Below are 22,838 nucleotides of genomic sequence, written 5' to 3'. Positions count from 1 at the left end.
GGCTTTCTTTTTTTGTCGGCCGAATTATGGCTTGGAGGATTGTTATCCCCTCCGTAATAGCACACCGGCATGACAGGCTTAAGCGTATGGTGCGACGTCTTCTTGCCTGTCGGCCTTGCGCCACAAATTCCTGCAGATTCCTTTACGCCCGGACTGTTTCCGCTTGTGTCCCGAAAACTGACACATAGCGTTCCTAGAATCCGTTCCTGTCATGCGCGGCGTTGCCGCTGGTGTTGCGGGCCGCCCGCAAGCGCATGTCTGTTCAATTAACGGGAATCTGTAATGAAAAAGACTTTGTTCGTCACCGCCCTGTTCGCCGCGCTGTCTGGCGTTGCGCACGCTGATACCTCGGTGACTCTGTACGGTTTGATCGACACGGGCGTGGGCTTCCAGCGCATCAAGGGCAACGACGGCTACAAGGAATCGAAGGTCGGCATGACCAACGGCGTGTCCAGCGGTTCGCGTTGGGGCCTGCGTGGCGCCGAAGATCTGGGCGATGGCCTGAGCGCCGTCTTCACGCTGGAAAGCGGCTTCAACTCGGCCAACGGCCAGTCGGGCCAGAGCAGCCGCCTGTTCGGCCGCCAAGCCACCGTCGGCCTGAAGAGCGATTCCTGGGGCCTGCTGGAATTCGGCCGCCAGACCAACATCGCTTCGAAGTACTTCGGCGCGATCGATCCGTTCGGCGCCAGCTACGGCCAGGCCAACGTCGGCGCGGCCTTTGGCGCGGCCAACACGGTCCGTCACGACAACATGGTGCAGTACTCGACCCCGTCGTTCGGTGGCTTCCAGGTCGGCCTGGGCTACTCGTTCAACGTGGCTGACACCACCGCCGCGCAAACCGGTTTCAAGACCGCCGACAACACCCGCGCCATCACGGCCGGCGTGCGCTACGTGAATGGCCCGCTGAACGTGGCCCTGTCGTACGACCAGCTGAACCTGGCCAACCAGGTTGCTGGCGCCAACGACTCGTCGCCCAAGCAGTGGATCATTGGCGGTTCGTATGACTTCGAAGTGGTCAAGCTGGCCCTGGCCTACGGCCAGACGCGTGACGGCTGGTTCACCGGCCAGGCCATCAACGCCTTCGGCAGCGGTTCGACCACGGCCAAGAGCTTCGGCAGCAACGTCGTCGCCAAGGACTTCAAGTCGAACTCGTACCTGGTTGGCCTGTCGGCCCCGATCGGTGGCGCAAGCAGCATCCTGGCCTCGTGGCAGCGTGCTGACGCCAACAACACCGCTCTGACCGGCGACGATGCCACGATGAACATCTACAGCATCGGCTACACCTACAACCTGTCCAAGCGCACCAACCTGTACGCGCTGGGTTCGTACGCCACGAACTTCGCCTTCATCGACGGTGTGAAGAGCACGGTCGGCCTGGTGGGCGTGCGTCACCGCTTCTAAGCGAGGCCTCGCGGTCCGGCGCATCGACGGCGCGTGCATGGTGCGCGCCGTGGAAAAGCCGGACCCGCCGGACCGGCGGCCATGCCCCGGTTCGGCGGACCGCGGTTGCATTGAGCGGACTGGGCGTCTTACCCGGCCACAGACGCGAAAAAAGCGGCCACCTCCCTAGCTCCACTCTCAGTCCGCTCACCCTAACCCAGGTCAGGATGAGTCAGCCTGCCCGAAGGCCCAAGCGCCACCGGCACCGCAATGCGGTGCCGGTGGCGCTTCCGTTTGAGGGGACGGAAAAGGGGAAGGGTCAGTCGTCCAGCGACGGCACGGTGCCAATCTGGGCGAGGATGCGGGGCGATTCCATGTCGCCGGTTTCCTTATCGATCATGACTTCGTAGGCGGCCACGCCAGCGAACTTGGAGGCCATGGAGTTGGCGATGCGGATGGCGCCGAACTCGCTGCTGGCCGGACGGATTTCTCCGGGGGCCACGCCGTTGGCGGCAGCGCGGTAGGGGATGACGATGTACTGGACGACGTGGGTCGGGGCGTTGAGGGCGGCTTCGGACACAGGATTCTCCTGGACGACGTTTTTCGGCGAGCGAAATGTAGCACGTTGCACTGTGTTTTTGTACAGTATTTTTGGCGATCGTGCAGGTAAATTCCTGACGGACCCCGCGGCCCCAGGAAAACCCCTAGCGCGCAAAGATTGCCCAAAGTCCCGCCCGCCTCTAATATTTTCGAAAATCTTTTAGGTTTTATAAAAAGAGGCAAGGGATGGAAGCGAACAGGTACGACGCCTACCGGGAAAGCACCGCCGGCCGCGCCAACGTGGCGGATTCGCCGGAGCGCATCGCCTACTACCAGGAACTGGCGCGCCTGGAGACCGGCGCGCTCTGGACGGTCGCCAACAAGATCGAGCCCTGGGCGCCGCGTTCGGCCTCGGTGCCAGTCGTGTGGCGCTACCAGGAACTGCGGGGCCACGTGCTGCGCTCGGCCGAGCTGGTCTCGCCCGAAGAAGCGGGCCGCCGGGTGATCTACCTGAACAACCCCGGCCGGCGTGACGTGGCCGCGGCGGTGGGCTGGCTGTATTCCGGCCTGCAGGTGATGCAGCCGGGCGAACTGGCGTCGGCCCACGCGCATTCGCATTCGGCGCTGCGCTTCATCATGGAAGGCACGGGCGCGTTCACGGTGGTCGATGGCCACAAGATGACGCTGGGCGCGAACGATTTCGTGCTGACGCCCAATGGCACCTGGCACGAGCATGGCGTGGCCGAAGACGGCAGCACGTGCATCTGGCAGGACGGCCTGGACATTCCGCTGGTCAATGCGCTGGAGGCAGGCTTTTATGCCGTGCATCCCGACCTGAACCAGACGGTGACGTACCCGGTGGACGACACCAGCGCCAATTGGGGCAACGTGGCGCTGCGGCCGCAGGCGTCGGGCTGGACCAAGCCTTATTCACCGCTGTTCAAGTACGAATGGGAACCCACCTACGAAGCGCTGCGCCGCCACGCGCGGGTGTCGGCCGGCAGCCCTTACGACGGCGTGCTGATGGACTACGTCAACCCGGCTACGGGCGGGCCGGTCATGCCCACCATCGGCGCCAGCATGCAGCTCTTGCGGCCGGGCGAACACACGCAGGCCCACCGCCATACCGGCAGCTTCATCTACCAGGTGGCCAAGGGCAGCGGCTTTTCGATCATCGATGGCAAGCGCTACGACTGGACCGAACGCGACATCTTCTGTGTGCCGTCCTGGGCCGTGCACGAGCACGCCAACCTGTCGTCCAACGACGATGCCTGCCTGTTCTGCTTCAACGACCTGCCGGTGATGCGATCGCTGGCCCTGTACCGCGAAGAGGCGGTCAAGGACAACGGCGGCCACCAGAAACTGATCTAGCGGCGGCAGCCCCCACTCTGAATCTTCATTCGCCGCCCGGGGCCACCCGGGCGCCTGTCTCAACTCATCTTCAATTTCCTGGAGTTCCTATGCGCTTGGTAACTTTTCGCGCCCATCCCACCGCCGCCGCCCGCCTGGGGGCGCTGGCCGAAGGCTATGTGATCGACCTGGCCCGCTTGGGCGAGGCGGGCGGCGTGGCGCTGCCGGACGACATGCTGGCCTTCATCGACCTGGGGCCGGTGGCCGTGGCGCAGGCGTCGCGACTGCTGGAGGCCTACCGCGGTAATTGGCCCGTGGGCGCCGCCCTGCCGCAGGAAAACGTGAAGCTGCTGGCGCCGATTCCGCGTCCGCGCAAGAACATCTTCGGCATCGGGCTGAACTACGTCGAGCACGTGGCGGAATCGAGCCGCACGCTGGACACGTCGGCCGACCTGCCCAAGCAGCCCGTGATTTTCTCCAAGCCGCCCACCACGGTGATCGGGCCGGGCGATGCCATCGAGCACAACGCCAGGATCACCCAGCAGCTGGACTGGGAGGTGGAACTGGCAGTGATCATGGGCCGGCGCGCCACGCGCGTGGCCGAGGCCGATGCGCTGTCGTATGTGTTTGGCTACAGCGTGATGCTGGACATGAGCGCGCGCGATTGCCGCCGCGCCGGCCAGTGGATCTATTCCAAGGGCCAGGACACCTACGCGCCGTTCGGCCCGTGCATCGTCACTGCCGACGAGATTCCCGATCCGCAGGTGCTGGACCTGTGGCTGACGGTGAACGGTGAAAAGAAGCAGGGCTCGAACACGCGCCACATGCTGTTCAAGGTGCCGTTCCTGATTTCCGACATCAGCGCGGGCATCACGCTGGAGCCGGGCGACATCATCGCCACCGGCACGCCGGAAGGCGTGGGGGCGGGCCGCAAGCCGCAGGAATGGCTGTGGCCGGGCGACGTGGTGGTGGCGTGCGTGGAAGGCATCGGCACGCTGCGGCATCCGGTGGTGGCGGTCTAGGCGAATTCCGGCGCGGGCCGCAAGGGCGGCCGGCGCAGCGGTCTCCAAGGGGAAAACAATGATCAAGCAAACAGTATGGGCGGCCGCACTGGCCATGGCGCTGGGCGGCGCGGCGCAGGCCGCGGACCCGGTCAAGATCGGCTTCATCGCCACGCTGTCCACGCCGGCGGGCTACATCGGCGAAGACGAACGCGATGCCTTCAACCTGGCCATCAAGCAGGGCGGCGGCGCGCTGGGTGGGGTGCCGGTGCAGCTGGTGATCGAGGACGACGGCCTGAAGCCGGCCAATGCCAAACAGGCGGCCGACCGCATGCTGCAATCGGGCGTGAAGCTGTTCACGGGCGTGAATTTTTCGAACGTGCTGGCCGCGGTGGCGCCGGGCGTAGTCAAGGCGGGCGCCTTCTACGTCAGCCTGAACCCCGGGCCGTCCAGCTTCGCGGGCGAGAAGTGCGACCAGAATTACTTCGTGGCTTCGTACCAGAACGACGCCTTCCACACGGCCGGCGGCGTGGCCGCCAACGAGCTGGGCTACAAGCGGGTCGTGCTGCTGGCCCCCAACTACCAGGCCGGGCGCGACGCCATCGAAGGCTTCAAGCGCACCTACAAGGGCGAGGTGGTGGCCGAGATCTACACCAAGCTGGATCAGTCGGACTTCTCGGTGGAACTGGCGCGCCTGCGGTCGCTGGCGCCCGAAGCCGTCTACCAGTTCCATCCGGGCGGCACCGGCATCAACTTCGTCAAGCAGTACGCGGCGGCCGGCCTGAACAAGACCATCCCGATGCTGATGCCCAGCTTCTCGATGGATGCGCGCATGATCCAGGCCACCGGTGACGCGGCGCTGGGCGCCTACACCACCGGCATCTGGTCGGTGGACTTCGACAACCCGCAGTCCAAGGCCTTCGTGGCGGCATTCAAAGCGGCCTACGGCCGCGTGCCGACCGACTATGCCATGCAGGCCTACGACACGGCGCAGTTGATCGGGGCGGGCCTCAAGGCCACCGGCGGCGACCTGTCGCGCCAGGCCGAGTTCCGGGCCGCGCTGCGCAAGCCGGAATTCGCGTCGCTGCGCGGCAAGTTCAGCATGAACACCAATCAGCACCCGGTGCAGGACCTGTACCTGATGAAGATTGAAAAGGACGCCAGCGGCGCGCTGTCGCCGCACCTGGTGCGCAAGCTGGTGTCGGACGACAAGGACGCCTACGCCCAATTCTGCAAGATGCCGTCATGACCTTGCTCTTTGAACAGTTGCTCAACGGGCTGCAGTTCGGCGCGATGCTGTTCCTGCTCGCGGCCGGACTGACCCTGATCTTCGGGATCATGGGCGTGGTGAACCTGACCCACGGCTCGTTCTACATGGTGGGCGCGTACTGCGCGGCCTACGCCATCGGCACCACCGGCTCGTTCCTGGCGGGCGTGCTGGCGGCGTTGCTGGGGGCGGGGCTGTACGGCCTGTCGGTCGAGGTGCTGGTGATCCGCAAGCTGTACAAGCGCGACCACCTGTACCAGGTGCTGGCCACGTTCGGCCTGCTGCTGTTTTCGAACGAGGCGGTCAGCCTGATCTTCGGGCGACGCCCGCCGCTGGTAGGCATTCCGTCGTTCCTGGAAGGCGCGGTGACGCTGGCGCCGGGGTTCCAGTATCCGCTGATCCGCCTGTCGTTCATCGCCATCGGCGCGCTGGTGGCGGTGGGGCTGTGGTGGCTGGTGAACCGCACGCGCATCGGCATGCTGATCCGTGCCGGCGCCGACGACCGTGAAATGGTCGACGCGCTGGGCATCGACATCAAGAAGCTCTACACGCTGGTGTTCGGCCTGGGCGCGCTCTTGTGCGGCCTGGCGGGTGTGATGGCCGCGCCGCTGCTGGCGGTGGAAATCGGCATGGGCGAACGCATCCTGATCACCACCTTCGTCGTGATCGTGATCGGCGGCGTGGGCTCGGTGCGTGGGGCGCTGGCGGGGGCCTTGCTGGTGGGCATGGTGGACAGCATGGGGCGGGCCTTCCTGCCGCAACTGCTGGGCGCGGTGTTCTCGCCGGCCACGGCAGACCCGCTGGCGGCGGGCCTGGCATCGGCCAGCATCTATGTGTTGATGGCGATCGTGCTGATCGCCAAGCCGGGCGGGCTGTTTCCGGCGCGGGGATGATGATGACAATGAATCTTTCGAATCGCGCGCGCTGGGGGCTGGCCGGGCTGGTCCTGCTGCTGGCGCTGCCGGGGGCCGCGGCGGCCTCGGGTTCGCCGTTCCTGATCGGCGTGGTGACGCGCTTTCTGATCTACGGGCTGGCGGCAGTGAGCCTGGATCTCGTGATCGGCTATGGCGCCATGGTCAGCTTCGGCCATGCGATGTTCTTCGGGCTGGGCGGCTATGCGGTGGGCATCATCGCGTTCCACACGGCCGAGGCGGGCCCGCTGTTCGGCTGGGCCGGCAGCAATGCCGCGCTGGTGGTGTGGCCGATCGCGTTGGTGGTGTGCGCGCTGGCGGGCTGGGTGTTCGGCTACCTGGCGCTGCGCACGCGCGGGGTGCAGTTCATCATGATCACGCTGGCGTTCGGCCAGATGGTGTATTTCATCCTGGTGTCGCTGCAGTTCTACGGCGGCGACGACGGCCTGATGATCGCGCAGCGCAATGTGCTGCCGGGCCTGAACCTGGAGAACCCGGTGACGTTCTACTACGTCTGCCTGGCGCTGCTGGTGGCCTGGACGCTGCTGTGCATCCGCATCGTGAATTCGCGTTTCGGCATGGTGCTGCAAGCGCTGCGCCAGAGCGAGCGGCGCGCGCTGAACCTGGGCGTGGCGCCCACGCCTTACCGCCTCTCCGCCTTCGTGCTGTCGGCGGTGGGCACGGGGCTGGCCGGCGTGCTGTGGGCCAACTACGCGGGGCTGGTGACGCCCGACATGGCGGCGTGGACCAAGTCCGGCGAGCTGATGGCGATCGTGATCCTGGGCGGCGTGGGCACGCTGCTGGGCCCGATTGCGGGCGCGGCCGTGTTCCTGGGGCTGGAGCAACTGCTGTCGTCGTTGACCGAGCATTGGCTGCTGTACATGGGGCCGATCCTGGTGCTGGTGGTGCTGTGGGGTCAGAAAGGCCTCTTCGGTCGTCTGCTGGAGACCCGTCATGCTGATTAAGACCCCCCCCGAAGCGCTACGCGCCTCCCCCTCCAGGGGGCATGCCGACGGACCGGCGGAGCCGGCTCCGTGGCATCCCGATGGGGAAGCAGCATCGCAAGCTGCTGCCGGGAAGGTACTTCTGCAGCTATCCGGGCTGCGCAAGGCCTTCGACGCCGTGGTGGCGACCAATGGGGTCGACCTGGACGTGCGGGCGGGCGAGATCCACGCCATCATCGGCCCGAACGGCGCGGGCAAGTCGACGCTGATCGCGCAGATCTGCGGCGAGATCCGGCCGGATTCGGGGACCATCCACCTGGAAGGGCGCGATGTGACCGCGCTGCGGGCCTTCGAACGCGCCCGGCTGGGGCTGGGGCGTTCGTTCCAGATCACCGAGCTGTGCCACGAATACACCGCACTGGAAAACGTGATTCTGTCGAGCATGCTCAAGGGCGGTCGGGCGTTTGGCGCCTGGTCCGATCCCCGGCGCGACGCGGGCCTGAAGGCGCAGGCGATGCAGTGGCTGACGCACGTGGGCCTGGCCGAGCGCCGCCATGTGCGCACGGCCGACCTGGCCCATGGCGAAAAGCGCCAGCTGGAATTGGCAGTGGCGTTGGCGCGCTCACCGCGGCTGTTGCTGCTGGACGAGCCCATGGCCGGGATGGGACCCGAGGAATCGGCCCGCATGACCCGGCTGCTGCTGGGCATGAAGGGCGACTACGGCATCCTGCTGGTGGAACACGACATGGACGCCGTCTTTGCGCTGGCCGACCGCATCAGCGTGCTGGTCTACGGAAAGGTGGTGTTCAGCGGTGCTCCCGACGAGGTGCGGCGCCATCCGGACGTGCGCGCCGCCTACCTGGGAGAAGAACATGTTGAAGGTTGACGGCCTGACGGGCGGTTATGGCTCGAGCAAGGTGCTGTTCGGCATGTCGTTCGAGGCGGGCGAGGGCGAGGTGATTTCGCTGATCGGCCGCAACGGCATGGGCAAGACCACCACCATCAAGACGCTGATGGGCATGCTGCCGGCGACCGGCGGGCAGGTGCAGTTTCGCGGCCAGACGCTGTTGCGGCCGGCGCCCAGCGTGGTGGCGCGGCTGGGCGTGGGGCTGGTGCCCGAGGGCCGGCGTGTGTTCGGGTCGCTGACGGTGGAAGAAAACCTGGTGGCGACCTCGCGCGCCGCACCCGGCGGCTGGGACCTGGCCCGCGTCTATGCGCTGTTTCCGCGCTTGCAGGAACGCCGCGGGCAATCGTCGCGCACGCTGTCGGGCGGCGAGCAGCAGATGCTGGTGGTGGGCCGGGCGCTGATGACCAACCCCAAGCTGCTGATCCTGGACGAGGCCACCGAAGGGCTGGCCCCGCTGATCCGGCAGGAAATCTGGCGGTGCCTGCACACCCTGAAGGCCGAAGGCCAGACGATTCTGGTGATCGACAAGAACCTGCCCGAGATGGCGACGCTGGTGGACCGCCACTACATCGTCGACAAGGGCCGCGTGGCCTGGTCGGGCCAGCCTGCCGAACTGTCCGCGCAGCCCGATCTGGCGCAGCGCTATCTGGGTATCTGACCCGCAACAGGAGCCGAAATCATGCTGAATCTGCCCCAATTCAAGGCCGCTGCCGTGCAGGCGGCGCCCGTCTTCCTGGACACCGACGCCACCGTCGACAAGACCTGCGCGCTGATCGCCGAGGCCGCCGGCCAGGGCGCCCGGCTGGTGGCGTTTCCGGAAGTGTTCATCTCGGCCTATCCGTACTGGAGCTGGGTGATGAACCCGGTGCAGGGCAGTCCGTGGTTCGAAAAGCTCTGCAAGAGCGCCATCGAACTGCCCGGCCCCGAGATCCGCCGCATCGCGCAAGCCGCGCGCCAGCACGGCATCAACGTGGTGGTGGGCGTGAACGAGCGGAGCCGTTTTGGCGTGGGCACGATCTACAACACGATGGTGTTCATCAACGACGAAGGCCGCATCCTGGGCCGTCATCGCAAACTGGTGCCGACCTGGGCCGAAAAGCTGACCTGGGCGCACGGCGATGGCGAATCGCTGCGGGTGTACGACACCTCGGTCGGCAAGCTGGGCGGGCTGGCCTGCGGCGAGAACACCAATACGCTGGCGCGCTTTTCGCTGCTGGCGCAGGGCGAAATGGTGCACGTGGCCAGCTATATCTCGCTGCCGGTGGCGCCACCCGACTACGACATGGCCGAGGCCATCCGCCTGCGCGCGGCGGCCCATTCGTTCGAAGGCAAGGTGTTCACCGTGGTGTCGTGCTCGACGATCTCGACCGAGATCCAGGACGCCATCAGCGCCAGCCACCCCGAGGCCCGCGAGACGCTGGCGCGCCGCAACAGCGCGTTTTCGGGAATATTGGGGCCGGACGGCCGCGTGATCGGCGAACCGCTGATCGACGACGAAGGCATCGTCTATGCCGACATCGACCTGTCGCGCTGCATCCAGCCGCGCCAGATGCACGACATCACCGGCCACTACAACCGCTTCGACGTGTTCGACCTGCGCGTGAATCGCCGGCCCTTGCAGGCGGCCCGCTATGACGACCAGGACGATCTGAACCGCGAGGAGCCCGACTGGGCCCCGTCGGCCGCACCCGCCGAGCCGCAGCCCGATGCGCGCCGGCAAGGGCGGTCGGCCCGCGAGTAGAATGGGCCGCCGGCCCCGGGCCGGCCGGCTAGCCGCCGACATCTGGAGAGCACGTTGAAGCCAAGAATCAAAGCCTCCCGCCAGGACGAGCCCGGATCGGACGGGAGCGCCGAGGTAGAGGAAATCACGCTGTCCGAGCAGGTCTACCGCCTGCTTCGGCGCGACATCATGAGCGGGGCCTTCGCGCCGGGCCAGTCCCTGCGCCTGGAATTGCTCAAGCAGCGCTACGGCAGCAGCTTTTCTCCCATCCGCGAAGCCCTGAACCGCCTGCGCAGCGAGCGCATGGTGGTCACCACCACCTCGCGCGGTTTTCGCATTGCGCCCCTGTCGATCGAAGAGATGTGGGACGCCTGTGAAACGCGCATCCTGATCGATTGCGACGCCTTGAGACGGTCGCTGGCCAATGCCGACGATGGCTGGGAGACGCGCCTGGTCGGCGCGTACCACGCGCTGACGCTGGCGGCGCAGCGCGCGGGCGAAGCCTCGCCGCCCAGCCAGGAACTCGAAGAATCGCTCGAGGCCCGCCACCTGGACTTCCATCACGCCTTGATCGGCGCCTGCCGTTCGCATTGGCTGCTGGACCTGTCCACGCAGCTGTACGCGCAGACCGAACGCTACCGCCGCCCGGCGCGTGCCGGCGCCACGGCCTATGGGCCAGAGCGCAACGTCGACGACGAGCATCGACAGCTGCTGGACGCCGCGATCTCGCGCGATGTCGAGCGCTCGGTGGCGATGCTGGCGGCGCATTATCGCAAGACAGCGCAGTTCATCGAACACATCATTTCCCAGGACGACAGGCAGGCCATCAATGAGTGACGCGGATATCGATCTGTTTTTTCCCACCATCGCCGAGCGCGAGGTGCAATACAACGCCCGGGAATCGGTGTCGGATTTCGACGCCTGCGTGCGCCGCTACGCGGAATCTGCTGCAGCGGTGAAGTCGCGCCGCCCCGGTCTCTTGAACCTGCGCTACGGCATGGGACACGATGAACGGCTGGACCTGTTCCTGCCCGCCTCCACGTGCACGCCGGCGCCGCTGTTCGTGTTCATCCATGGCGGCTACTGGCGCGCACAGCGCAAGGAAGACGCGCCGGTGATGGCCGAGGCCTTCAACAACGCCGGCGCCGCGGTGGCCGTGCCCGAATACACGCTGGTGCCCGAGGCCACGCTAGGCGAGGTGGTGCGCGAAATGCGTTCGGCGCTGGCCTGGCTGTATCACAACGCGGCTGCCTATGGCGTGGACCGCGACCGCATCTACGTGGGCGGCAGCTCGGCCGGCGGCCAACTGGCCGGCATGCTGGCCGCGCCCGACTGGCCGGCGCGCTATGGCGTGCCGGACGACGTGGTCAAAGGCACCCTGGCGCTGAGCGGCCTGTTCGATCTGCGGCCGCTGTGCGACATCCTGCCCAATACCTGGCTACAGCTCACGCCTGACCAGGCCGCGCACCAGAGCCCGATCTTTCACCTGCCCAAGCGCGCCGGCCCGATGCTGTTGGCGGTGGGCGGGCTGGAAACGCAAGGCTTCAAGAACCAGACCGAGGCCTTTGAACGGGCCTGGACGGGCGCCGGCCTGCAAGCCACCCGCATCCCCACGCCGCAGTGCAATCACTTCGACCTGGTGAATGAGCTGGAAGACCCGAACAGCGACCTGACCCGGGCCACCCTGGCGATGATGGGCCTGGTGCCGGCCTGACGGCCAAGCCGACGTCTCGCATGCCATGGCTGACCTGAAGCTGCTGGAAGACCTGATCGCGCTGGCGCAGACCGGCAGCTTCGTGCGCGCCGCCGAGGCGCGGCACGTGACGCATCCGGCGTTCGGGCGCCGCATCCGCGCCCTGGAAGCCTGGGCCGGTGCGCCGCTGGTGGAACGCCAGCGCGTGCCGGTCACGCTCACGGCCGAGGGCGAGGCGCTGCTCAAGACGGCCACGCAGGTGGTCGAGCAGATGGGGCTGGTGCGGCATCGCATCCGCAGCTCGGGCGCGGGCGGCGAGGCGGTGCTGCGCATCGCCACCGGCCGCAGCCTGGCGCGCACGCTGGTGGCCGACTGGATCGCGCGTCTGCGCCTGCGTGCGCCCAAGGTGCTGGTCGATGGTACGCAGGTGGAAATCTCCACCGGCAAGATGGAAGACCTGTCCATACGGCTGGAGCAGGGCAAGGTGGACCTGCTGTGCTGCTACGAGCACCCGGCGCTGTCCATGCAGCTCAGTCCGGTGCGCTACCGCTATATGACGCTGGGCACCGACAAACTGGTGCCCGTCAGCCAGGCCGACAGCCGCGGCCGCGCTCGCTATCCGCTCAGCGAGGGGGGGCAGCCCGCACCGCTGATCACCTACGCGGGGGGGCTGTCGATGGAACGCATTCTGGGCGACCGCTTGGAAACCACGCCCTATGCGCTGGCGCCATTCATGCGCAGCGATTCCCTGGACGCGGCGCACGGCGCGGCGGTCAAGGGGCTGGGCGTGGCCTGGCTGCCCTGGTCGATGGTGGCCGCCGATTGCCGCCGTGGCACGCTGGTATCCCTGGGCGGACGCAGCGACGAGATTGCCTTCGAGGTGCGGCTGTATCGGTCGCGGGCGCGGCTGGCGGATCTGGCCGAGGCGGCGTGGCAAGCCACCGCCAACCGCAAGGCCTGAGCGTCGCCAGGCGTGGACAAGGTATTGACCGGATAGCTGAAATAGCACCGATATGTGCCGATATGGCACGTAGCGGGTCTGCCCGGCATCGCAAAATGTCTCCCGAAATTCGAACGAGGCGGCTCCGCCGTCCGACACAGCACCCCAGGGAGAAATTCATGAAATCCGTACCGTATCCGCTGCGCGGCGCATTGGCCGTGTTCTGCGCCGCAACGGCGTTGGCCGTGACCCAGCCGGCCTTGGCCGCCGGTTATCCCGATCACCCAATTTCGCTGGTGGTCGGCTACCCGGCTGGCGGCAGCGTCGACCTGACCGCGCGCCTGTTCGGCGAGGAGCTGGCCAAGCGCATGGGCCAGAGCGTGGTGGTGGAAAACGTCGGTGGCGCCGGCGGCACCATCGGCGCCCAGCGCGTGGCTCGCGCCGCGCCTGATGGCTATACGCTGCTGCTGGGATCGACCAACGAGATGGTCATTGCCCGGATGATCAACACCGCGGTCAAGTACGACGGCGTCAAGGATTTTTCGGCGTTGGGCGTGATCGCCTCGCAGCCCATGTTGCTGGCCGCCAGCAAGAATTCGGGCGTGAAGACGGCGGCCGAATATCTGCAAAAGCTGCGCGCAACGGCGCCGGGCAGCTTCAACTACGGTTCGTCGGGCGTGGGCACCACGCTGCACCTGGCCGGTGAAATGATCAACCAGGCCACCGCCACGCGCGCCGAGCATGTACCCTATCGCGGCGTGGCGCCGTTGGTGACCGACCTGATGAGCGGGCAACTGGATTTCGGCATGCTGGTGCTGTCTTCGGGCTTGCCACAGGTGCGTGGCGACAAGGTCGTGGCGCTGGGTGTGACCGAGGCCAAGCGTTCGCCGATGGCGCCGGACATTCCGGCGCTGGCCGAGACGCCGGGCTTTGAATCGGTGGATATCAGCATCACGTTTTCGCTGTTCGGCCCGGCCGGCTTGCCCGAGCCGGTAGCGGCCAAGCTGCGCGAGGCCCTGGCGGACACGCTCAAGTCCGAGTCGTTCCGCGTCAAGATGCAGGAAGCCGGCGGCGCGCTGGCGGCGCCGGGCGTGGACCCCGTCGCCTCGCAGGCCGCCGAAATACGCAAGTACGGGGCGCTGGTCAAGGCGGCCAAGATCGAGGCGCAGTAAGCGCATCTGAAACGGGCGACGGCCGCCGCCGTTGCATCAAGACATCCGATATCTCCGCAGCAACACAGGCAACCTCATGGAATTCACGCTTCCCGTCCCCGACCTTGCGGCCGAACGCAAGGGCAACACCGACACGCCGGGCGTCTGGCATTTTGACGCTGGCGTGCCGGGCCGTGCCCTCATGTTGTCAGCCCTGGTTCATGGCAACGAATTGTGCGGGGCCTGGGCGCTGAAAGACCTGCTGGCGGCCGGCCTGCGGCCGCGCCGCGGCAGCCTGACGCTGGCGTTCTGCAACCTGCCGGCCTTTGACCGGTTCGACCTGGCCCGCCACGACGCCTCGCGTTTCGTGGACGAAGACATGAACCGGGTCTGGAGCGCCGAGCGGCTGGACAACCCCACAAGCGTCGACCGCCAACGCGCAGTGCAACTGCGCCCCTGGGTGGAACGCGCCGATTGGCTGTTGGACCTGCACTCGATGCACGAGCCGGGCGCGCCGCTGCTGTTGACCGGCGTGCTGCCGCGCAATATCGCGCTGGCGCGGCGCCTGAAGGCGCCGCAGCACGTGATCGTGGACGCCGGCCACAAGGATGGCGTGCGCATGCGCGACTTTGCCCAGTTCGGTGACCCCGCGCGTGAAGACGCCTTCGCCTTGCTGATCGAATGCGGCTTTCATGGCGACCTTGCCGCACGCGAGGTGGCGCGCGACATGGTGGCGCGCATGCTGGTCGAATCGGGCGTGGTCGATGCGGCTGACATCCCGGCCGGCTGGCTGCGGCCCGACCCGGCCGCGCAGCGCGTGCTGGAAGTGACCGACGCCGTGGTGGCGCCGTCGATGGACCTGACGTTCTCGCAGCCCTGGCAGGGGCTGGAAACGCTGGACAAGGCGGGGTCGGTGATCGGCTGGGCGGACGGCCAGGCGATCGTGTCGCCGTATGACCGCTGCACCTTGGTCATGCCGTCGCTGCGGCAATTGAAACCCGGCGTGACGGTGGTGAGATTGGCGCGCGATTACGCGGGTTGAGCTTGCTTATTTCTGCGGCGTGTAGCGCAGTTCGTCCAGCTGGTAACCCTGCGCCGTGGCAGCGGCCAGGGCGCGGTCCAGGTCTTCCTTGGGCAGTTGCGGCGAGCGCGACAGGATCCACAGGTATTTGCGGTCGGGAGTGCCGACGACGGCCCAGCGGTAGTCGGGGTCCAGGCCGATCACCCAGTAATCGCCCTTGATCGGCTTGAAGAACGAGACTTCAAGCTTGGCGTTGTTGCTGCCTTCGACCACGGTGGCGGTGCCGGATGCCGAGTCGACCTCGCCGTCTTTCGTGCGGCAGCGGTTGTTCACGCCAACGGTGCCGTCCGGGTGCAACGTGTATTCGGCGGTGGTGTCGCCCACGCAGTTGCGCTGGAAGAACATCGGGAAATTGGCGATCTCGTACCACATGCCGGCATAGCGCTTCAGGTCCACCGAGTCCACGGTTTGCATGGGCGGCGGGGCGGCGTGGGAAATCGCCGCGGTGCTGGCGGCCAGGGCCAGCAATAGAGTTGCGAAGCGGCGCATGGAAAAAGTCTCCTGATCCAAAACCTGGGTATCAACAGGCCATACGATACGCCTTATTTGCGCGGCGCCTTCAGGGCGGCGTGGTAACGCGCGACGTAGGTGTCGAAATCCACGTCGTCCGATTGTTCGATGCGCAACTGCTCGGCGCTGGAGTCCAGCGCGCCTTGGCGGTACTGGGCTGCCAGGTCGGCTGGCAGGGCCTGCGCACGCAGCGTATCGGCGTGTGCCTGGCTTTGGCGCAGGGAGAAGTCGTGGAACGATTCGCCGCTGTCGGTCAGCGCGGCCAGCAGATGCGCCGACGGGGTGGCGTCGGGGCGGCCGAGCTTGGCGCGCTGCACGGCCAGGCTGTCGGCATAGGCGCTGCCGCCCAGCGCGGCGTCGTACAAGGCGGCGTAAGGCGCGATCTGGTCCAGCAGTTGCTCGCCCCATTCGGCCAGCCCGATGGCCTGGCCGTCGCGGTCCAGTTGCAGGCCGGGCTTGCGGCCTTCCTTGACGACGGTGGAGAAATTATCGGCGCTGCGCTGGCAATAGCCGTTGGCCGGGAAGAAGGGGCTGTCGGCGGTGGCGCAGAACAGCAGGAAGGCGTCGACGAAGCGGCTGGTGTCGGCGTCGATGCCCACCGGCGATTCCGGATTGATGTCCAGGCAGCGCACTTCCACGTATTGCACGCCGCGCTCGGCCAGCGCGGTGATCGGGCGTTCACAGCGGCCGGTGGCGCGCTTGGGGCGGATGCTGGAGTAGTACTCGTTTTCGATCTGCAGCACGTTGGTATTGAGCTGGATCCATTCGCCGTTGCGGTGCGTGCCCAGCTTCTGGTAATCGGGCCAGGGCTGGGTGACGGCGTCGTACAGGCGGCCCAGGAAGGTATCCAGGTCGTTGTAGCAGAGCTTGAGCTGCGACTGCGCCTTGTTCTGGTAGCCCAGGTCGCTCATGCGCAGGCTGGTGGCGTAGGGCAGGTACAGCGTGTGGTCGCCCAGGCTTTGCAGCGGGTGTTCGCGGCCGCGCAGGAAATCGCGCGCCAGCGCGGGCGCCGCGCCGAACAGGTACATCAGCAGCCAGGAATAACGCGTGAAGTTGCGGATCAGGCCGATATAGCCGCGCGAACGGCGTTCCTGATCGGTGCCGGGCTGGTTGTCCAGCACCGACCACAGTTGTTCGGGCAGCGAGAAGTTGTAGTGCACGCCGGCAATGCATTGCATGGTCTTGCCGTAGCGTTCGGCCAGGCCGCGGCGGTACACGTGCTTGAGCATGCCGGTATTGGACGTGCCGTACCAGGCGATGGGAATGTCGGCCTCGGACGGCAACGTGGCGGGCATGGACTGGTTCCAGATCAGTTCATGGTCCAGCACGCTGTAGACGTGGCGGTGGGTGGCCGTCAGTTCGGCCAGCAGGGCCTCCACATTGTTGTGGGTGCCGGTGATGAGTTCGAGCAGGGATTCGGAATAGTCGGTCGTGACGTGCTCGTTGGTCAGCGCGGAACCGAGCGCGGCCGGGTGCGGCGTGCGGGCCAGGATGCCCTGCTCGTCGACGCGCAGGCCTTCTTTTTCGATGCCTCGCAGGGTCTGGGCCAGCAGCGGGCGGTTGGCCTCCAGGCGGGCGAGGCGGTGTGCGGCGGTATCAGTCACGGAATATTCTCGATGGGGTCTGTCGCGGGATTTTACGGGGTGCTGGCCTCCTCTGCAGAGGGAGTCAGTACTGGGGACAGGGACAATGCCGCGGCAGTGCGCGCCAGCCACTCGTCCAGGTCGGAGTAGACCGGGTCGGCGATGGGGGCGGTTTCATTGAAAATCTCGTGCCAGGCCGTGTCGTACCAGCGCAATGTCAGCAATTCGGCGGGGGCCCGCTGGGCGAATTGGCGGCTGCCCTCGGCCGCCACGATGGAATCGTCGCCGGCCACCATCAACAGGGTGCGGCAGGCCAGCAGGTGGGCCTCGCGCAGGGAATCACGCCCGCCGTCGTCCACGAAACGAGCCAGCCGGCCGGTCATGCTGCGGCGCACCAGAGGGTCGGATCGATACGCCTTGACCACCGCGCGGTCGTGCGAGATGCGGGCGGGCGCCAGGCCGTGGGGCACCCGCAGGTCGGGAGCGTGCAGCGACATCCAGGTCAGCGTGCGGCGCACCCACATCGGCACATTGACCACGAAGGGCGGCGAACTGAGCACCAGGGCGTCGATCGGGGTCAGTTGTTGCAGGGCGATGCGCACCGCCACCAGGGCCCCCAGGCTGTGGCCCAGCAGGATGGGCGGGCGGCCATGGGCGGCGGTCCAGGCGTCCAGGCGCGACACCGCGTCGGTGACCAGGTCTTCCTGGCGCGCCAGGGTGGCGGGCCGGCCGGCCGATCGGCCGTGGCCGCGGTGGTCGTGGGCGCCGACCGTCCAGCCCCGGGCGGTCAGCCAGCGCGCCAGCCGGTCATAGCGCCCGGCGTGCTCGCTCAGGCCGTGCAACAGGTAGATACTGGGGGTGCCGGGGCCGGTGACCGGCGTGGGCACGTTCGGGGCGGCGGCCCAGACATAATTGGCCAAAAGCGTGCCGTCGGGCGCGGGGGTCATCGAAATCGGCGACAATTTGGGGCGTTCCTCGAAATGAAAAGACCGTGGGGTCTTCCGGTAATGACGATTTCATCGCTGTTTCGTTTCATGTTCAAGAAAGGCGGCGCGATTCTTGCGCTGGCCCTGCTGCTGGCCGCGTGCTCGCCCCGTTACAACTGGCGGGAAGTCGACGTGGCGGACGGTCGCGTGCGGGCGGCTTTCCCGGATCGGGTGCAGACCGAGACCCGCCAACTGCGGCTGGATACCCATACCCTGAGTTTTACCCTGGCCAGCGCCACGGTCGGCGAGGCGGTGTTCGCCGTCGGCTCGGCCCCGCTGCCGCCCGAGATTGCCGCCGACCCGGTGGCCCGCCAGGCGCTGGGCCTGGCGCTGATGCGTTCGTTGTACGTCAACATGCAGGCGCCGCCGCCTACCGACTGGCCGCCGTTCGGGCAGGACATCGACGTGCAGGGCAAGGCCATGGGCAAGCCCGGCTGGCTGCGGGCGCGGGTGTGGGTGACTGACAACATGCTGATCGAGGCCGTGGCTGCCGGCACCGAGGAAAGCCTGCCGGCCGAACGCGCCCGCGAATTCCTGAGATCGGTCGTCGTCAAGCCGTGACGGGGTGCAGCAGCCCCTGCCGAATGGCCGCCGCCACCGCGGCGCGCCGGCCCCGCACCTGCAGTTTTCGGCTGGCATTGCGCAGATGGAAATTGACGGTGCTTTCGCTGATGTCGAGAATGCGGCCGGTTTCCCAGCTGGTCTTGCCGGCGGCTGCCCAGTGCAGGCACGCGGATTCGCGCGGCGACAGCCGGACGGCGGGGACGGGTTTGGCGGGCGTGGGCAATGGCGCGGGTTCCTGGCATGAGAATTCCCATGCTGAGGCCAAGCCGGTGCGCCGGGCAAGCTTTGATGCTGCCGCGAATTACTTTACTTATCTCTGACGGAATAACCGGATGCTCGCCATCGCGCAGTTCTACCTGTCGGCCATCGTGCTGATGATGCCCCTGTTGTCGTGCGTGGGTATCGGCGTGTTCTGGGGCAAGCGCGACCTGCCGTTCGGCGGTTCCTTCATCACCACGCTGGTCACCTCGGTGACCACGCCCGCGCTGGTGTTCCATACCTTCGTCACCACCCACCTGGACGACCGCGCGCTGGCCGACGTGGCCGCGGCCACGCTGCTGGCGCTGCTGCTGTGCGCGCTGGCCTGCGCGCTGCTGCTCAAGCTGGGCCGGCTGCCGGTGCGCACGCTCTTGCCCACCGCCTTCCTGCCCAATGCCGGCAATCTGGGCTTGCCGATTTCACAACTGGCCTTCGGCGACGCGGGCCTGTCGGTGGCCGTGGCGTTCTTCGCCGTCAATTCCTTCGTGATGCACACGATCGCGGTGCGGCTGCTGCCCGGCGTCAACACCAAGGGCAGCTGGAAGAGTCCGATTTTGCTGGCTTCCATCGTGGCGGTTGCGATGCGCACGTTGCACATTCCGGTGCCTGACTGGGTGATCGAGACGGCCCGCATGCTGGGCGCGGTGACCGTGCCGCTGATGCTGCTGAGCCTGGGCCATGCGCTGGCGCTGATACCGGCCAATGGCATCAAGGACGGCGCCAAGGTGGCGGCGATGCGCCTGGTCACCGGCCTGGCCGCGGGCCTGGCAATCGTGTGGTTGCTGGACCTGGAACCGGTGCTGGCCGGCGCGCTGACGCTGCAGATGGCGATGCCCTGCGCGGTGGTCAGCTACATGTACGCCAAGCGCTACACCGCCATGGGCGATACCGCGGCCGGCGCCGTGCTGGTGTCGACCGTGGTGTTCCTGTTGCTGGCGCCGCTGATGCTGTGGTTCAGCCACGGCGGCTAGGGGCCGTGGCGGGGAAGGGGGCGGCGCCGCGCCGCCCCGGCCGGCGCTAGGCCGCGCCCGACATGGCGCGCAATTGCGCCATCAACGCCTCGGGAATCTCCACGCCGTGCTTGATCGCTTCGTCGCGCAGCTTGCGGCGGCGCTCGCCCGGCAGGCGCACGCCGTCGTCTTCCAGCATGGCGTCCACCAGGACTTCGACACGGTCCAGGTAGGTTTCCTTGCCGGCCAGCGCGCCGGGGTCGATCGCCATGAAGGCCTGGCCCAGGCGAGCGGGGCCGCCTTCGTCGACGAAGAACGATTCGGTCTCGAAGCCGAAATGCGACCCGGTCAGGGCGCACGCCAGCAGTTCGATGATCAACGCCAGCATCGCGCCCTTGACGCCGCCCGCGGGCAGCATGCTGCCGGCCAGGCCGGCCTTGGGGTCGGTGGTGGGTTGGCCGTCGGCGTCCAGCGCCCAGCCCAGCGGAATCGGCTGGTTGTCGCGCGCCGCGATCATGAGCTTGCCGCGCGCCACCTGCGACAGCGACAGGTCGATGACGATGCGCGCACCGCCGCGCCGCGGGAACACCGCGGCGATGGGGTTGGTGCCGAACAGCGGGCGCTTGCCGCCCCAGGCCGGCATGGCGGCGGGGGAATTGCTCAGGGCCAGGGCCACCAGGCCGGCATCGGCCAGGGCTTCCAGGTGGTAGCCGGCTTCGCCGAAGTGGTGGCTGTTGGCCACGCCGATGAAGGCCACGCCGTGTTCGCGGGCGCGCACGGCGGCCTGTTCCACCGCCATGGCGCAGGCGGGGAATGCCAGGCCGGAACCGGCGTCGATCAGGGCGGCGCCGCCGCGCTCGTGCACGATGCGCGGCACGGCGTTGCCCAGCGCGCGGCCAGTGCGCAGGTGGCCGGCATAGAACGGCACGCGCGACAGGCCGTGCGAGCTCAGGCCCTGGCTTTCGGCGAAGACCAGGGCTCGCGCCGTGCTGTCGGCCATGGCGGGGTTGGCGCCCGCGGCGGCCAGGCTGGCCGCGGCCAGGTGTTGCAGTTCGTCCAGATAGATGTGAGCCATATCCTTCCTGTTCGGGGGGGCGCGCCGCGCGTCATCGGGCGCCGCCGGTAAGCGCTATTGTCACACCGGCGGCCACCATGTCGGAAACGCGGGTGTTGGCTTCCTGCGTCAGGCCGGCGATGTGCGGGGTCAGGATCAGGTTGGGCGCGTCCGCCAGCGGGCCGCCGGCAGGCAGGGGCTCCTGGTCGAACACGTCCAGCGCCGCGCCGCGCAGGTGGCCCATGCGCAGCGCCGCGGCCAGGGCGGCCTCGTCGACGATGCCGCCGCGGGACGTATTGACCAAAATGGCGCCCGGCCGCATGTCGCGGATACGGTCGGCGTTGAGCAGGTGGCGGGTGTCGGCATTGAGCGGCACATGCAGCGACACGGCGTCGGCCTGCGCCAGCAGCGCATCCAGCGGCAGGGGCGTGGCGCCGCTTTCGGCCCAGACGGGATGCGTGGACGGCAGCGCCGCGTCGCAGGCGACGATGCGCATGCCCAGGCCCGCCGCCAGCCGCGCCGTCAGTTGGCCGATGCCGCCAAAGCCCACCACGCCCAGGGTGCGGCCGTGCGCCTCCAGCCCTTGCGACAGCGCCGTGCGCGGCCAGCGTCCGGCCGCGACGTCGGCGCTGGACGCATAGGCGCCGCGCAGCAGCGCCAGCACGGTGCCGATGACGTACTCGGCCACCGCGCGGGCATTGGCGCCGGTGGCCGGCACCACCTGGATGCCCCGGGCGGCGCAGCCCGGCAGGTCGATGTTGTCCAGCCCCACGCCCAGGCGGCCCACCGCCCGCAGCCGCGGCGCCGCGGCCAGCAGCGCGGCATCCACCTGGCTGCGGTTGCGCACGATCAGGCCATCGGCCTGGCGCGCGGCATCGAGCAGCGCATCGCGCGCATCCACCAGGTCGGGGGCGTAACGCACGTCAAAGCGCTGGCGCAGGGCGTCGACGGCGGGCGCGTCCATGAATTCCGAGATCAATACATGCATGTGGCCTCCGGGCTCAGGCGATCTGGATGTTGGCATCGCGGATGATCTTGGCCCAGCGGTCGACCTCGGACCGCACATAGGCGCCGAATTCCTCCGGTCCGCGCGGTTGCGGCACGAAGCCCAGCTGTTGCAGCGCCTGCTGCATGGCGGGCTGCGACACCTGCTTGACGATGGCCGCGCCGATACGCTGCACCAGTTCGGGCGGCATGCCGGCCGGGCCCATGACGCCGGTGAAGTTCTCCACCACCAGGTCGGGCAGTCCGGCCTGCGCCACGGTGGGCACGTCGGGCAGGTCGGCGCTGCGCTCGCGGGTGGTGATGGCCAGGGCCCGCAGCGAACCGTTCTTCACGTGCGACAGCGACTCGGGGTAGTTCGAGAACACCACGTCCAGGTGCCCGCCGATCAGGTCGGTCAGCGAAGGCGCGCCGCCCTTGTACGGCACGTGCATCAGCGGCGCGCCGGTCAGCTTCTGGTACAGCGCCAGCGTCAGGTGCGGGGGCGTGCCGTTGCCGCTGGAGCCGGCCGCCAGCGGCTTGGCGGCCGCCGCGCGGGCCAGGTCGTCCATGGTCTTGATGGGGCTCTTGGCGTTGACCACCACCATGATGGGCGACGAGGCCAGCCCGGCCAGCGGCGTCAGGTCGCGTGTCAGGTCGTAGCCGGCCTTGCCGGCGAACAACGTGGCATTGGCGGCGTGCGACAGGGTGATCGCCAGCCAGGTGTAGCCGTCCGGCGCGGCGTGCGATACGTGGGCCGCGCCGATGTTGGCGCTGCCGCCGGGCTTGTTTTCCACTACCACGTTCCAGCGTTCGGCATCGCCCAGCGCCTTGCCGACCTGGCGCGCGGCCACGTCGGTCAGGCCGCCCGGGGGAAACGGCACGACGTAATTGATGGGGCGTTCGGGCCATGCGCGCTTTTGCGCCAGCGCCTGCTGCCAGGGGGCCAGCATACAGAGGCCGGCGGCGCCCAGGGCGCCAAGTACCCGGCGCCGCTGCGCGTCGTCGATCGGGGGGGATTGCTCGCGATTCATCTGTCTTCCTCCTTGGGGGTGGCGCCCGGGTAG

The 22,838-nt window shown here is 67.7% G+C and carries 24 protein-coding genes; 16 read left to right on the top strand and 8 right to left on the bottom strand.

The annotated features are described in order from the left end of the window. Positions 1-282: 282 nt before the first annotated feature. Complete coding sequence (locus AC3WMR_RS26955; RefSeq protein WP_492266794.1) at positions 283-1,401, top strand: porin; 1,119 nt, start codon at positions 283-285, stop codon at positions 1,399-1,401. A gap of 298 nt (positions 1,402-1,699) precedes the next feature. Here AC3WMR_RS26955 and AC3WMR_RS26950 read toward each other — a convergent pair whose 3' ends face one another. After that, positions 1,700-1,960 carry a hypothetical protein gene (locus AC3WMR_RS26950; protein WP_492266793.1) on the bottom strand — a complete coding sequence of 87 codons (261 nt, stop codon included), beginning with the start codon at positions 1,958-1,960 and terminating at the stop codon, positions 1,700-1,702. 206 nt (positions 1,961-2,166) lie between these two features. On the opposite strand from AC3WMR_RS26950, the gene AC3WMR_RS26945 reads away from it, so the two are divergent. From AC3WMR_RS26945 to AC3WMR_RS26885, 13 genes are all read left to right on the top strand, one after another. Further along, a complete protein-coding gene (locus AC3WMR_RS26945; RefSeq protein ID WP_492266792.1) occupies positions 2,167-3,291 on the top strand; it encodes a cupin domain-containing protein in 1,125 nt (374 codons plus the stop codon). An 89-nt stretch (positions 3,292-3,380) separates the two neighbouring features. Beyond that, on the top strand, positions 3,381-4,292 hold the full coding sequence (locus AC3WMR_RS26940) for a fumarylacetoacetate hydrolase family protein (RefSeq protein ID WP_492266791.1): 912 nt from the start codon (positions 3,381-3,383) through the stop codon (positions 4,290-4,292). Between the two features lie 58 nt (positions 4,293-4,350). Next, positions 4,351-5,520, top strand: coding sequence for an ABC transporter substrate-binding protein (locus AC3WMR_RS26935; RefSeq protein WP_492266790.1), 1,170 nt, complete (start codon positions 4,351-4,353; stop codon positions 5,518-5,520). Beyond that, complete coding sequence (locus tag AC3WMR_RS26930) at positions 5,517-6,431, top strand: branched-chain amino acid ABC transporter permease (protein WP_175193613.1); 915 nt, start codon at positions 5,517-5,519, stop codon at positions 6,429-6,431. Before AC3WMR_RS26935 ends, AC3WMR_RS26930 begins: the two co-directional genes overlap by 4 nt. Beyond that, positions 6,431-7,414 (top strand): branched-chain amino acid ABC transporter permease, encoded by a 984-nt coding sequence (locus AC3WMR_RS26925; protein WP_232786473.1) that lies wholly within the window; start codon positions 6,431-6,433, stop codon positions 7,412-7,414. Before AC3WMR_RS26930 ends, AC3WMR_RS26925 begins: the two co-directional genes overlap by 1 nt. After that, positions 7,404-8,279, top strand: coding sequence for an ABC transporter ATP-binding protein (locus AC3WMR_RS26920; RefSeq protein ID WP_492266789.1), 876 nt, complete (start codon positions 7,404-7,406; stop codon positions 8,277-8,279). Before AC3WMR_RS26925 ends, AC3WMR_RS26920 begins: the two co-directional genes overlap by 11 nt. Continuing rightward, a complete protein-coding gene (locus AC3WMR_RS26915; RefSeq protein ID WP_492266788.1) occupies positions 8,266-8,958 on the top strand; it encodes an ABC transporter ATP-binding protein in 693 nt (230 codons plus the stop codon). Before AC3WMR_RS26920 ends, AC3WMR_RS26915 begins: the two co-directional genes overlap by 14 nt. A gap of 21 nt (positions 8,959-8,979) precedes the next feature. Further along, positions 8,980-10,041, top strand: coding sequence for a carbon-nitrogen hydrolase family protein (locus tag AC3WMR_RS26910; RefSeq protein ID WP_492266787.1), 1,062 nt, complete (start codon positions 8,980-8,982; stop codon positions 10,039-10,041). 54 nt (positions 10,042-10,095) lie between these two features. Further along, entirely contained in the window at positions 10,096-10,857 is a 762-nt protein-coding gene (locus tag AC3WMR_RS26905; protein ID WP_492266786.1) for a GntR family transcriptional regulator, read from the top strand. After that, positions 10,850-11,734 carry an alpha/beta hydrolase gene (locus AC3WMR_RS26900; RefSeq protein ID WP_492266785.1) on the top strand — a complete coding sequence of 295 codons (885 nt, stop codon included), beginning with the start codon at positions 10,850-10,852 and terminating at the stop codon, positions 11,732-11,734. The genes AC3WMR_RS26905 and AC3WMR_RS26900 overlap by 8 nt, the downstream gene beginning before the upstream one ends. Positions 11,735-11,759: 25 nt before the next feature. Further along, positions 11,760-12,674, top strand: coding sequence for a LysR family transcriptional regulator (locus tag AC3WMR_RS26895; RefSeq protein ID WP_492266784.1), 915 nt, complete (start codon positions 11,760-11,762; stop codon positions 12,672-12,674). Positions 12,675-12,832: 158 nt separating this feature from the next. Then, positions 12,833-13,825, top strand: coding sequence for a Bug family tripartite tricarboxylate transporter substrate binding protein (locus AC3WMR_RS26890; protein ID WP_492266783.1), 993 nt, complete (start codon positions 12,833-12,835; stop codon positions 13,823-13,825). Positions 13,826-13,901: 76 nt separating this feature from the next. Then, complete coding sequence (locus tag AC3WMR_RS26885) at positions 13,902-14,846, top strand: M14 family metallopeptidase (protein WP_492266782.1); 945 nt, start codon at positions 13,902-13,904, stop codon at positions 14,844-14,846. 6 nt (positions 14,847-14,852) lie between these two features. Here the strand turns inward: AC3WMR_RS26885 and AC3WMR_RS26880 are convergent, their stop codons facing one another. Genes AC3WMR_RS26880 through AC3WMR_RS26870 form a run of 3 tightly spaced genes read right to left on the bottom strand, consistent with a single transcriptional unit; the run spans position 14,853 to position 17,925 of the window. After that, entirely contained in the window at positions 14,853-15,374 is a 522-nt protein-coding gene (locus tag AC3WMR_RS26880) for a lipocalin family protein (RefSeq protein WP_492266781.1), read from the bottom strand. 53 nt (positions 15,375-15,427) lie between these two features. Then, positions 15,428-16,999 carry a glutamate--cysteine ligase gene (gene gshA, locus AC3WMR_RS26875; RefSeq protein ID WP_492266780.1) on the bottom strand — a complete coding sequence of 524 codons (1,572 nt, stop codon included), beginning with the start codon at positions 16,997-16,999 and terminating at the stop codon, positions 15,428-15,430. Positions 17,000-17,031: 32 nt separating this feature from the next. Beyond that, positions 17,032-17,925: an alpha/beta hydrolase gene (locus tag AC3WMR_RS26870; RefSeq protein ID WP_492266779.1), complete on the bottom strand. Its 894-nt coding sequence runs from the start codon at positions 17,923-17,925 to the stop codon at positions 17,032-17,034. 60 nt (positions 17,926-17,985) lie between these two features. Between AC3WMR_RS26870 and AC3WMR_RS26865 the strand changes: the two genes are divergently transcribed. Continuing rightward, positions 17,986-18,525, top strand: a complete 540-nt coding sequence (locus AC3WMR_RS26865) for a hypothetical protein (protein WP_025135539.1) — start codon at positions 17,986-17,988, stop codon at positions 18,523-18,525. Here the strand turns inward: AC3WMR_RS26865 and AC3WMR_RS26860 are convergent. Beyond that, positions 18,515-18,751 (bottom strand): helix-turn-helix domain-containing protein, encoded by a 237-nt coding sequence (locus AC3WMR_RS26860; protein ID WP_492266778.1) that lies wholly within the window; start codon positions 18,749-18,751, stop codon positions 18,515-18,517. The genes AC3WMR_RS26865 and AC3WMR_RS26860 overlap by 11 nt on opposite strands. 109 nt (positions 18,752-18,860) lie before the next feature. On the opposite strand from AC3WMR_RS26860, the gene AC3WMR_RS26855 reads away from it, so the two are divergent. Beyond that, the gene (locus tag AC3WMR_RS26855) at positions 18,861-19,757 is read left to right on the top strand and encodes an AEC family transporter (RefSeq protein WP_492266777.1); all 897 of its coding nucleotides are present in this window, start codon (positions 18,861-18,863) and stop codon (positions 19,755-19,757) included. Between the two features lie 46 nt (positions 19,758-19,803). Here AC3WMR_RS26855 and AC3WMR_RS26850 read toward each other — a convergent pair whose 3' ends face one another. Genes AC3WMR_RS26850 through AC3WMR_RS26840 form a run of 3 tightly spaced genes read right to left on the bottom strand, consistent with a single transcriptional unit; the run spans position 19,804 to position 22,805 of the window. Further along, complete coding sequence (locus AC3WMR_RS26850) at positions 19,804-20,811, bottom strand: Ldh family oxidoreductase (protein WP_025135542.1); 1,008 nt, start codon at positions 20,809-20,811, stop codon at positions 19,804-19,806. A 31-nt stretch (positions 20,812-20,842) separates the two neighbouring features. Further along, positions 20,843-21,778: a hydroxyacid dehydrogenase gene (locus AC3WMR_RS26845; RefSeq protein WP_492266776.1), complete on the bottom strand. Its 936-nt coding sequence runs from the start codon at positions 21,776-21,778 to the stop codon at positions 20,843-20,845. A 13-nt stretch (positions 21,779-21,791) separates the two neighbouring features. Next, the gene (locus tag AC3WMR_RS26840) at positions 21,792-22,805 is read right to left on the bottom strand and encodes a Bug family tripartite tricarboxylate transporter substrate binding protein (protein WP_492266775.1); all 1,014 of its coding nucleotides are present in this window, start codon (positions 22,803-22,805) and stop codon (positions 21,792-21,794) included. Between the last annotated feature and the right edge of the window lie 33 nt (positions 22,806-22,838).

The organism is Achromobacter sp. FW305-C-28 (assembly GCF_058783235.1).
Note: the sequence above shows the minus strand (reverse complement) of the source record. Positions and strands in the feature narration are given on the sequence as shown.